The organism is Flavobacterium sp. (assembly GCF_020217025.1).
In the GTDB taxonomy this organism is placed as follows: domain Bacteria; phylum Bacteroidota; class Bacteroidia; order Flavobacteriales; family Flavobacteriaceae; genus Flavobacterium.
This window is the reverse complement of sequence record NZ_JAIWOF010000178.1, coordinates 1-10000: the sequence shown is the minus strand read 5'-3', so window position 1 is coordinate 10000 and position 10000 is coordinate 1. Positions and strand designations below refer to the sequence as shown.

At 32.8% G+C, this 10000-nt stretch carries 11 protein-coding genes and 1 tRNA gene; 6 read left to right on the top strand and 6 right to left on the bottom strand.

Features of this window, described 5'->3' with window-relative positions; genetic code table 11:
• Positions 1 to 146: 146 nt before the first annotated feature.
• Positions 147 to 220, bottom strand: a tRNA-Met gene (locus LDL23_RS09150).
• 155 nt (positions 221 to 375) lie between these two features.
• Here LDL23_RS09150 and LDL23_RS09145 point away from each other — a divergent pair.
• Entirely contained in the window at positions 376 to 768 is a 393-nt protein-coding gene (locus tag LDL23_RS09145) for an START-like domain-containing protein (RefSeq protein ID WP_291265419.1), read from the top strand.
• A gap of 52 nt (positions 769 to 820) precedes the next feature.
• Positions 821 to 1660: an aminotransferase class IV gene (locus LDL23_RS09140; protein WP_291265418.1), complete on the top strand. Its 840-nt coding sequence runs from the start codon at positions 821 to 823 to the stop codon at positions 1658 to 1660.
• On the opposite strand, the gene LDL23_RS09135 is transcribed toward LDL23_RS09140, so the two are convergent.
• The 5 genes from LDL23_RS09135 to LDL23_RS09115 form a co-directional block, all read right to left on the bottom strand.
• The gene (locus LDL23_RS09135) at positions 1653 to 2213 is read right to left on the bottom strand and encodes a YqgE/AlgH family protein (RefSeq protein ID WP_291265417.1); all 561 of its coding nucleotides are present in this window, start codon (positions 2211 to 2213) and stop codon (positions 1653 to 1655) included. The genes LDL23_RS09140 and LDL23_RS09135 overlap by 8 nt on opposite strands.
• A 123-nt stretch (positions 2214 to 2336) precedes the next feature.
• The gene (locus LDL23_RS09130; protein ID WP_008256752.1) at positions 2337 to 2612 is read right to left on the bottom strand and encodes an HU family DNA-binding protein; all 276 of its coding nucleotides are present in this window, start codon (positions 2610 to 2612) and stop codon (positions 2337 to 2339) included.
• A 176-nt stretch (positions 2613 to 2788) separates the two neighbouring features.
• Positions 2789 to 3736, bottom strand: coding sequence for a methionyl-tRNA formyltransferase (gene fmt / locus LDL23_RS09125; RefSeq protein WP_291265416.1), 948 nt, complete (start codon positions 3734 to 3736; stop codon positions 2789 to 2791).
• On the bottom strand, positions 3736 to 5622 hold the full coding sequence (locus LDL23_RS09120) for an ATP-dependent DNA helicase RecQ (RefSeq protein ID WP_291265415.1): 1887 nt from the start codon (positions 5620 to 5622) through the stop codon (positions 3736 to 3738). The genes fmt and LDL23_RS09120 overlap by 1 nt, the downstream gene beginning before the upstream one ends.
• Positions 5623 to 5660: 38 nt before the next feature.
• Positions 5661 to 6200: an ATP-binding protein gene (locus tag LDL23_RS09115; RefSeq protein ID WP_291265414.1), complete on the bottom strand. Its 540-nt coding sequence runs from the start codon at positions 6198 to 6200 to the stop codon at positions 5661 to 5663.
• A 125-nt stretch (positions 6201 to 6325) separates the two neighbouring features.
• Between LDL23_RS09115 and LDL23_RS09110 the strand changes: the two genes are divergently transcribed.
• The 4 genes from LDL23_RS09110 to LDL23_RS09095 all read left to right on the top strand — a co-directional run bounded on the left by LDL23_RS09110 (position 6326) and on the right by LDL23_RS09095 (position 9740).
• The gene (locus LDL23_RS09110) at positions 6326 to 6610 is read left to right on the top strand and encodes a DUF493 family protein (protein WP_291265420.1); all 285 of its coding nucleotides are present in this window, start codon (positions 6326 to 6328) and stop codon (positions 6608 to 6610) included.
• 6 nt (positions 6611 to 6616) lie between these two features.
• Entirely contained in the window at positions 6617 to 7318 is a 702-nt protein-coding gene (locus tag LDL23_RS09105) for a DUF4290 domain-containing protein (protein WP_291265413.1), read from the top strand.
• An 8-nt stretch (positions 7319 to 7326) separates the two neighbouring features.
• Complete coding sequence (murA, locus tag LDL23_RS09100) at positions 7327 to 8637, top strand: UDP-N-acetylglucosamine 1-carboxyvinyltransferase (RefSeq protein WP_291265412.1); 1311 nt, start codon at positions 7327 to 7329, stop codon at positions 8635 to 8637.
• A gap of 335 nt (positions 8638 to 8972) precedes the next feature.
• Positions 8973 to 9740, top strand: coding sequence for a TSUP family transporter (locus LDL23_RS09095; RefSeq protein WP_291265411.1), 768 nt, complete (start codon positions 8973 to 8975; stop codon positions 9738 to 9740).
• The last annotated feature ends 260 nt before the right edge of the window (positions 9741 to 10000 follow it).

The following is a 10000-nucleotide window of genomic DNA, read 5'->3' as shown; positions in this document are numbered from 1 at the left end:
CCAAAACGGATATCAAGGTGATGGGGTGATGTTCGGGGTGAAGTTTTAATATTGAATTACAAAACATTAAATCTAATGTTAAAAATATCTTGATCCAAAAAACAAAAAAAACCCTAAACAATTGTTGTTTAGGGTTTTACTTTTCGTAGCGAAGACGGGAGTTGAACCCGTGACCTCAGGGTTATGAATCCTGCGCTCTAACCAACTGAGCTACCTCGCCAAATATTGGTCTCACATCCTTGTTGAATGCGGGTGCAAATATAAAACTAATTCTTTTGTTTGCAAATATTTTTTAGCTAAAATAAATTAAAATATTTTTTTTGTTTATTCGATTAATTCTATATATATTTCCAAACTGAAAAATAAAAACGAGCTATGAGTGTAAAAGTAAAATATGAATTAGAATTCCCCATTCAATCTTCGCCACAATTACTATATCAGTATATCTCTACACCTTCTGGATTATCAGAATGGTTTGCAGATAATGTAAATTCAAGAGGTGAGTTTTTTACTTTTATTTGGGATGATTCAGAAGAAAAAGCAAAATTAGCTTCAAAAAAAACCGGTGAAAGAATTAAGTTCAAATGGTTAGATGAAGACGGTAATGAAACGGATTATTTTTTTGAAATGAAAATAATGGAAGACGAAATTACCAAAGACGTTTCTATAGTTGTTTCTGATTTTGCTCACTCAGATGAACTAGAAGAATCTAAACTCTTGTGGGAAAATCAAATTTCTGATTTAAAACATGTATTGGGTTCCGTTTAAAAACTCAATAATATCAACTATATTTGTCCCGATTTAAAAGTCGGGATTATTTATGGTAAATTTTAACGGAAATATTCAGGAGAACAGTTCAATTTTGATTGAAAACAATAGAGGTTTTTTATTTGGAGATAGTATTTTTGAGACCATCAAAGTATTGAACAACAAAGTATTATTTCTTGAAGATCACTATTTTAGATTGATGGCTTCGATGCGCATTTGTCGAATGGAAATTCCTATGAATTTTACTATGGAATATTTTGAATCCCAAATTTTAAATCTTATTACTACTTTTTCAAATTCTAATTCGTATCGTGTACGTTTTTCTGTTTATAGAGACTCGGAAGGTTTTTATTTACCAAAATCGCGAAATGTGCAATTTGTAGTAACGGCATCTCCATTAAATTCAGCACTATATTCTTTTGGAAATGAATTTTACGAAGTAGAGTTATACAAAGATTTTTATGTTTCAAAACAACTACTTTCAACCTTAAAAACCAATAATAAAATGCTTCAAATTACAGGAAGTATTTTTACTGAAGAGAATGGTTATGCTAATTGCCTGGTTTTAAATGATGAAAAAAATGTGGTGGAAGCTTTACAAAGCAATATCTTTATGAAAACAGGAAATGTTGTGACTACCCCACCCGTTTCTGACGGTTGTTTAAATGGAATTATGCGCAAACAAATATTGGACATTTTAAAAAAAATGGAAAGTATTGAAGTAAAAGAAACTTCTATTTCTCCTTTCGATTTACAAAAAGCGGATGAATTGTTCTTAACAAATGTAATTTCTGGAATTCAACCTGTAACAAAATATCGCAAAAAAGAATACACAACTGAATTTGCTTCAGATGTATTAAAAAGATTGAATGCAAAAATCCGACTTAGTTAAGCATTGGGTTTTCTGGCGAGTTTGAAAATAGGACATATTCCCCACCTTGTTCAATAATCTTTTCTTTCCAAAATAAAGTGCTAGCTTTAGAAAGTAATTTATTTTTAGAAGTGTTTTCGGTAACTATCCAAGCGTTTTCTTGCATCTCCATTTCTAGTTGGTTTACACTCCAACCACTATAACCCAAGAAAAAACGAATATGATTTTTGGTGATTTTACCCTCATTTATGAGTTGTTTGGTGGTTTCAAAGTCGCCTCCCCAATAAATTCCATTTGAAATTTCTACGCTATTAGGAATGATTTCTGGAATATTGTGAATAAAATATAAATTATCCTGTTCTACCGGACCTCCATTATAAATTTTAAAAGAAGCATCTATCTCAGGAATCAAATCATTAATGGTATACGATAGAGGTTTGTTTAAAATAAAACCTATAGATCCTTCATCGTTATGCTCTGCTAATAAGACCACAGAGCGATTAAAAGAAACATCGCCTAAAATAGAAGGTTCTGCAATTAGCAAATGCCCTTTTTTGGGTAAAGTTGATATCATAATTTCTGTAGTTTATTAATTAAAGTTATCAAAAAAAAAGTGAAAACTCAAAAAAATATCGATAAAGTGTAAAAAAAAGTCCCGAAATACATCGGGACTCTCTTATTTTATGTAACAAAAATATTATTTGTTTACCGCACCTTCTAATTCAGCACCAGCTTTGAATTTTACTACGTTTTTAGCAGCAATTTTGATAGTTTTACCAGTTTGTGGATTTCTTCCGTCTCTAGCAGCTCTTTTAGATACTGACCAAGATCCGAAACCTACTAAAGATACTCTTCCACCTTTGTTTAAAGTTCCTTCAACATTGCTTAAAAATGATTCTAAAGCTAATTTAGCAGCTGCTTTTGTAATACCAGCAGAAGCTGCCATTGCATCGATTAATTCTGATTTGTTCATGATTAAAGTTATTTATAATTGGTTAAACTTAATTATTTATCACAAATTTAGCGGTATTGTTGAACTACGCAAGTATTCGCCCTATTTTTCGACTAAAATGTTGATAAATTAGATTAAATGTTAATAACATTGTTTGTTTTTTTAAATTTCACCCTTAAATATAGTGTTTTCAAGGCTTAGAGCGCTATCGCATTTTCAGAGAACTTAACCCCGTTTAATAATTCGTGAGCTAACATTCTTTTCTTTCCTGGAAATTGTAAACTTTCAATTTTTAAAACACCATCTTTTGTAGCAATAAAAATCTCTTTTTTAGTAGTTGTAATCTTTCCGATAGTTTCTGAATGTGCTTTTTCTTCAAAACTTGCTAAATAGATTTTTACATTCCATTCATTTTCTCCGTCTTTAATATAAGTCCAAGCGGCTGGGTAAGGCGATAATCCTCTTATTAAGTTAAAAATCGTCATTCCTGATTGGGTCCAATCAATTTTGCAATTCTCTTTGTTTAGTTTATAAGCCGTTTTAACATCCGGATGGTTTTCTTGCAAAGTAGTAGTTGCTTTTCCAGCTTCAATTAACTGTAGTGTTTCTAAAACCGTTTCGCTTCCTAAATGCATCAAACGATCATGTAATTCACCAGCAGTTTCGTTGGTACCGATTTCAGTTTCTTTACTCAAAATCATCGCACCGGTATCAATTTTATCATCAATAAAGAAGGATGTAACGCCTGTTTTAGTTTCACCATTAATAATAGCCCAATTAATAGGAGCAGCACCACGATATTCTGGTAATAAAGAAGCGTGAAGATTAAAGGTGCCTAACTTTGGCATTTTCCAAACCACTTCAGGCAACATTCTAAAAGCTACAACTACTTGTAAATTAGCCTCTAAACTTTTTAATTCAGTTAAAAATTCTTCTGATTTTAAATTGGTAGGTTGTAATAAACGCAAGTTTTTTTCTAACGCATACTCTTTAACCGCACTCATGCTTACTTTTTGTCCGCGGCCTGCTGGTTTATCTGGAGCAGTGATGACACCTACAATAGTATAATTGTTTTTGTAAATAGTATCCAAAATCCCAACGGCAAAATCGGGCGTTCCCATGAATACAATTCTTAATTTTTCCATTATATAAGGTAATATTGATTGTTTGAATTGATTTTGATTCGCTTATTCTCTAGTAATAATTGAATCGCAAAGATAGTCGCTTCTGAAGAAATGTGCAGTTGGTTTTCAATTTCTCTTGAACTTAAAGGACTTTTTTTTAATAATTGTATGACTGATTGCGTTATTTCAACTGGATTGACTTTTTTTTTAGCAGTACAATAGGAGCAAATGCCACAGTCTTCCTTCGGAATTTCATCAAAATAAGCCAAAAGCATTCTGTTTTTACACGTATCTTCGTTTGTAATGTAGTTCACCACGCTTTGAAATTGCTCTTCCTTCAATTTGTTTTGATGTTCTAAAAACTTCGCCACACGATTAATTGTTAAATCATCTTCGCGAGCTTCGTTAAAAGTTATCGAGCTATCATTGTTTTTCGCATGTAAAATGATGCACTGGCTTTCTGCTAGTTTATCAATTACTTCTTCCACCTGTTTTTCTGATGTGTTTGCTTTTTTGGCAACCAAATGCGGATTAATCGTAGTTTCTACATCAAAAATTCCAGAATAGGTTCTTAAAATCGTGGTAATAACAGGTTCGTCGTGCGGATGCAAACTGATGTAACGAATCACTTCTTTGCTCGGAATGATAAATTGTAAACTTATTTTTTCTGTGGATTCACTTTGAAAAGTAATGATTCCTTGTCGGTCCAAAAACTGCAAACTATTAAAAGCTTTAATTACTGGAAAATGATAATGCGCACAAAACTGATTCAAATTAAAAGCAAAACTTTCATTATAACCTTCACCATAAGCAATTTGAAAGTAATTGTTCAGCTTGATATAAACGTCTTTTACGAATTTTTTATCCGGTAAAACATCAATAAATTGAGCCTTAGTGTACCCAATATCAGAAGGATTGGTAACGATGATTCCAAATGCTTTTTCGCCATTTCGTCCAGCTCTTCCTGCTTCTTGATAGTAATTTTCTAGATTTTCTGGAAGTTGGATGTGGATTACCGTTTTTACATCGGGTTTGTCGATTCCCATTCCAAAAGCATTGGTGGCTACCATGACTTGTGATTTGTTTTCCAACCACGATTGCATGTTTTTCTCTTTCTCTTTTGCAGGCAATCCACCGTGATAAATTGTTGATGAAAATCCCAATTGCTTCAACTGTTGTGAAGTTTCAACACAAGATTTTCGATTACGAACATAAATAATAGAAGATTGCGGATTTTTTGTTAAAATCTGCTGTATTTTGAAAAGCTTATCTTCGGTTTTAATCACATGATACGCTAAATTTTCTCTTGTAAATGATTTTGTAAATACTTTTGGATTAACCAAAGCTAAATGGGTACAAATATCTTCTTGAACTCTCTTATTGGCAGTCGCCGTCAAAGCTAAAAAAGGTGTAGTAGGAAAATGCTCTTTTAAAGCTGAAATCTTCAAATACGCCGGTCTAAAATCATGTCCCCATTGGCTTACACAATGCGCTTCGTCAATAGCAATCAAGTTGATGGGTAATTGTTTCAAGCGTTCTACAATCCAATCATGTTGTAAACGTTCTGGAGAAAGATATAAGAATTTGTAATTTCCGAATTGGCAATTATCTAGAATATCAATAATGTCGTCTTGCGAAACGCCACCAGTTAAAGCAATCGCTTTGATGTTTTTGCTTTGTAAATTCTGAACTTGGTCCTTCATCAAGGCAATCAAAGGCGAAATCACTAAACAAATTCCGTTTAATTGTATAGCCGGAATCTGGAAGCATACCGATTTTCCTCCTCCAGTTGGTAAAAGTGCAAACGTATCATGTCCACTTAAAACCGATTGAATGATTTCTTCTTGTGGTGCTCTAAAACTATCGTGTTTCCAGTATTTTTGAAGAATTTGTAAGGCTTCCGACATGTAAATTGGCTTTTAGAAACACTAAATTACGAAAAAAATTATTTAACAAGATGTTTCATAATAAAATCCACACGATTTTCAACCGTGTCTTTTGGAACTTCCGTAATTGAATAGCCGTATTTTTTGTAAGTTTCCATCAAATGTTCGTGAATTAAAACGGCTTGGTCGTAATTTTCATAACGTTCGGCATCACTTACATAGATTTCTTTCCAAGGTGGTAAAACAAAAATCGCAGAATATTTATGGTCTTGACAGGCTTTATCGAAAAATGCAGGATAGGAATCGCCTATGTAATGCATATACGCCAAAACATCTGGAATGCCTCGGTCTAAAAAAACGATATTTGCTTCTTCTTTTAGAGCTTCTTTGAATTGTCTTTTTCTGCCTTCCAACAGTAATTCACTGAATAAAAGGGGTTTCTCTAAGAACAATTGTTCAATACCTTGTTCTTGTGCTTCACGAATAACTTCGCGCGAAACCTCAGGATAACAAGTGTGTCCTTTTTCTTTTAATGCATCGATTAAGGTGGTTTTTCCAGAGCTTGGACCACCAATTAAAACCACAATTTCTTTATTCATATTGGAAATACTAAGGCGCAAAAGTAAGTTTTTTTAAAAATCTAATCAACTTAAAAATTTATAAGTTACTACATTACAATTCTGAACATAAAAAAGTATATTTGCTTTTCCAATACGAAATGATGATGGATAAGAAAACAGAAGATTTTTACGCAAGATTAAAAGAAGAATTAACAAACTCAACGCTTTGGCCTTCAGAGTATTTGTATAAATTTATTATGCCGTCTGATGTGCATAGTATAGCAAAAGTAGAAGCTGCTTTTAATGATATGGGAGCTGTTATTACTACGCAACAATCTAAAACAGGTAAATTTACCAGTATTTCTATTAGTGTAACTATGGCAAGTGCTCAGAGTGTGATTGATAAATACATTGAGGTTTCTGATATTGAAGGTCTCATTTCATTATAAAAAAACATGCAAGAAGAAGTAAGTTACTTAGAATATAATTCAGAACGTCCGCATTTGATTATTCCAGAATATGGAAGACATTTGCAGAAATTAATCGATCAAGCTACTGAAATTGAAGATCGAGAAGAACGTAACAAAGCAGCAAAATACATTATTTCTGTGATGGGTTCGTTGAATCCGCACTTGAGAGACGTTTTAGATTTTCAACATAAATTGTGGGATCAGTTGTTTATTATGTCTGATTTTAAATTGGATGTAGATTCGCCTTATCCAATTCCTTCAAAAGATATTTTAACTCAGAAACCAGATCGTTTAAAATATCCTCAAAATTTCCCTAAATATCGTTTTTATGGAAACAACATCAAGTACATGATTGATGTAGCGAACAGCTGGGAAGAAAGCGAATTGAAAAATGCTTTAGTTTTAGTAATCGCCAATCATATGAAAAAATGTTACTTGAGTTGGAACAAAGACACGGTAACCGATGAAGTAATTTTCGAACATTTATTAGAACTTTCGGGAGGAAAATTAAATCTTTCCAAATCTAACGAAGAACTTTCGAATACACACGATTTAATGAAAGTGAACAAGAAAGTTTCGAATAAAACACAATTTGGTACAAATAAACCTGGAATTGTTAAGAAAAACAACAATCCAAAAGGGCATTTGAACAAGAACAATCAAAATAAAAATACATTTAAAAAATAGGCAGTTACATGGGAACATTTAAAATTGAAGGAGGAAAAGCATTAAAAGGAGAAATCACACCACAAGGCGCTAAAAATGAGGCGTTACAAGTGTTATGTCCTGTTTTGTTAACTTCTGAAAAAGTAAGAGTAACGAATATTCCAGATATCATTGATGTTAATAAACTAATTACTCTTTTAGGTAATTTAGGTGTTAAAATTCAAAAAAATGGACCTGGCGATTACACGTTTCAAGCCGATGAGGTAAATGTAAATTACTTAAAAACAGAAGCGTTCAAAAAAGAAGGCGGAAGTTTAAGAGGGTCTATTATGATTGTTGGACCTTTATTAGCACGTTTTGGTTGCGGATACATTCCAAAACCTGGAGGAGATAAAATTGGTCGTCGTCGTTTAGATACGCACTTTGAAGGTTTTATCAACTTAGGGGCTAAATTCAGATACGAAAGAGAAGACCACTTCTACGGAGTAGAAATCGACGGAAGATTACAAGGTTCTTATATGTTGTTAGACGAAGCTTCAGTTACGGGAACAGCTAATATTGTAATGGCTGCGGTTTTAGCGGAAGGAACAACTACGATTTATAACGCAGCTTGTGAGCCTTACTTACAACAATTGTGTAAAATGTTGAACTCTATGGGAGCTAAAATTTCTGGAGTAGGGTCAAACTTATTAACGATTGAAGGAGTTGAAACATTAGGCGGTTGCGAACACAGAATTTTACCTGATATGGTAGAAATCGGTTCTTGGATAGGTCTTGCAGCTATGACAAGAAGTGAAATTACGATTAAAAATGTAAGTTGGGAGAACTTAGGACAAATTCCAAACGTGTTTAGAAAACTTGGAATTACCTTAGAAAGAAAAGGCGATGATATTTACATTCCAGCTCATAAAGATGGATACGAAATTAAAACAGATATCGATGGTTCTATTTTAACTGTTTCGGATGCACCATGGCCAGGATTTACACCTGACTTGTTAAGTATCGTTTTAGTTGTTTGTACGCAAGCGAAAGGCGATGTTTTAATTCACCAAAAAATGTTTGAAAGCCGTTTGTTCTTCGTGGATAAATTAATTGATATGGGAGCAAAAATCATGTTATGTGATCCGCACAGAGCGGTGGTTATGGGGCATAATTTCCAATCGCAATTAAAAGCTACCACAATGAGTTCGCCAGATATTAGAGCCGGAATCTCTTTATTAATTGCTGCTTTAACTGCAAAAGGAACGTCAACCATTCAAAATATCGAACAAATCGATAGAGGTTACGAACGCATTGACGAAAGATTAAGAGCTATCGGAGCTAATATTGTAAGGGTATAGTTTTAAATTAGAATAATGAAAATCCAAATTCTGAACAAAAAGGAATTTGGATTTTTTATTTTCCCAAAATAACTACCACTTTGTCAAGCTGAACTCGTTTCAGCTTCTAATTTAAACATATAAGTCACATAAGTTTTAAGTTGATGTTAATTTCTTTAAAAAGTCCATAAAAGAAAAAAATACACAAACTTTGTCATTCCGTTAGGAATCTCTATTACAAATAATTTTTCATTTTAAAAATAATTATTTAAATTTTTCCAATTTCTCCAATCCGTGTTCCTATTTTTGCGCTTAGATTTGTATTTGATTTTTGCCCTTGAACTTGATATTTTAAAATGGAAACCTACATCATCATTTTTCTCTGCATAGCATCCTTCATAGCCGGTTTTATCGATGCTATTGTGGGTGGTGGTGGATTAATTCAAACTCCAGCCGCTTTAATTTTATTGCCAAATTTACCAGTTGCTTCCATTATCGGAACATTGAAAATCCCAGGGTTTAGTGGTACGAGTATTGCTGCTTATCAATATTTAAAAAAGGTAAAAATCGATTGGAAGTTGTTTGCAGTCATGGCAATTTTTTCTTTTTCTTTTTCTTTTTTAGGGTCTAGCTTGTTGAATGTCATGAAAAATGACTTCATGAAACCTGTTCTTTTTGTTATACTATTACTATTATTGATTTATACTTACTTAAAGAAAGATTTCGGACATTTCCATATTAGTATTTTAACCAAACAACAACTTTATCTTTACGCATCTGTGATTGTTGCAGTTCTAGGGTTTTATGATGGTTTTATAGGTCCAGGAACCGGAAGTTTATTGATTATGGCTTTTATCGCCATTCTTGGATTTGACTTTTTGCAAGCTAACGCTAATGCTAAATTGGTTAATTTGGCAACTAATTTCGGTTCGATTACTTTGTTTATGCTTAAAGGAAAGATTATTTGGGCAGTGGCTATTCCAATGGCAATCTGTAATATTATAGGAGCTTGGTTAGGAGCCAAACTAGCTATTTCTCAGGGCAACGGATTTATTCGAATTTTCTTTTTAATAGTGGTTGGATTGGCATTGCTTCGCTTTGGATATGATGTGTTTTTTAAATAAAATAGCATCACTATCAAAATTTCATGGTTTTAATTACAGTTAGATGCTGCTTCACAGATTTTATTATTTTGTTCAACTAGAAAGTTTAAAATAAATAGTTCGATTCCCACTCTGGGTAGTAAAAACAATATTTCTAACTTAATGGTAATACAAAACAAAATAGTTAAACCACCTATTAATTTGGGTGGTTTTTTGTTATATTCGCATTACGTTCTTACAAAGAAATCTTGTGTAATAGTTACTATCCTTTCGGAATGCTC

What these genes read in the sequence shown, in the direction of transcription:
- LDL23_RS09110 (WP_291265420.1), top strand. Translation starts at nt 6,326, where the DNA reads ATGGATAAGAAAACAGAAGATTTTTACGCAAGATTAAAAGAAGAATTA.
- fmt (WP_291265416.1), bottom strand. Translation starts at nt 3,736, where the DNA reads ATGGAAAAATTAAGAATTGTATTCATGGGAACGCCCGATTTTGCCGTT.
- LDL23_RS09105 (WP_291265413.1), top strand. Translation starts at nt 6,617, where the DNA reads ATGCAAGAAGAAGTAAGTTACTTAGAATATAATTCAGAACGTCCGCAT.
- LDL23_RS09130 (WP_008256752.1), bottom strand. Translation starts at nt 2,612, where the DNA reads ATGAACAAATCAGAATTAATCGATGCAATGGCAGCTTCTGCTGGTATT.
- LDL23_RS09135 (WP_291265417.1), bottom strand. Translation starts at nt 2,213, where the DNA reads ATGATATCAACTTTACCCAAAAAAGGGCATTTGCTAATTGCAGAACCT.
- LDL23_RS09145 (WP_291265419.1), top strand. Translation starts at nt 376, where the DNA reads ATGAGTGTAAAAGTAAAATATGAATTAGAATTCCCCATTCAATCTTCG.
- LDL23_RS09120 (WP_291265415.1), bottom strand. Translation starts at nt 5,622, where the DNA reads ATGTCGGAAGCCTTACAAATTCTTCAAAAATACTGGAAACACGATAGT.
- LDL23_RS09115 (WP_291265414.1), bottom strand. Translation starts at nt 6,200, where the DNA reads ATGAATAAAGAAATTGTGGTTTTAATTGGTGGTCCAAGCTCTGGAAAA.
- murA (WP_291265412.1), top strand. Translation starts at nt 7,327, where the DNA reads ATGGGAACATTTAAAATTGAAGGAGGAAAAGCATTAAAAGGAGAAATC.
- LDL23_RS09140 (WP_291265418.1), top strand. Translation starts at nt 821, where the DNA reads ATGGTAAATTTTAACGGAAATATTCAGGAGAACAGTTCAATTTTGATT.
- LDL23_RS09095 (WP_291265411.1), top strand. Translation starts at nt 8,973, where the DNA reads ATGGAAACCTACATCATCATTTTTCTCTGCATAGCATCCTTCATAGCC.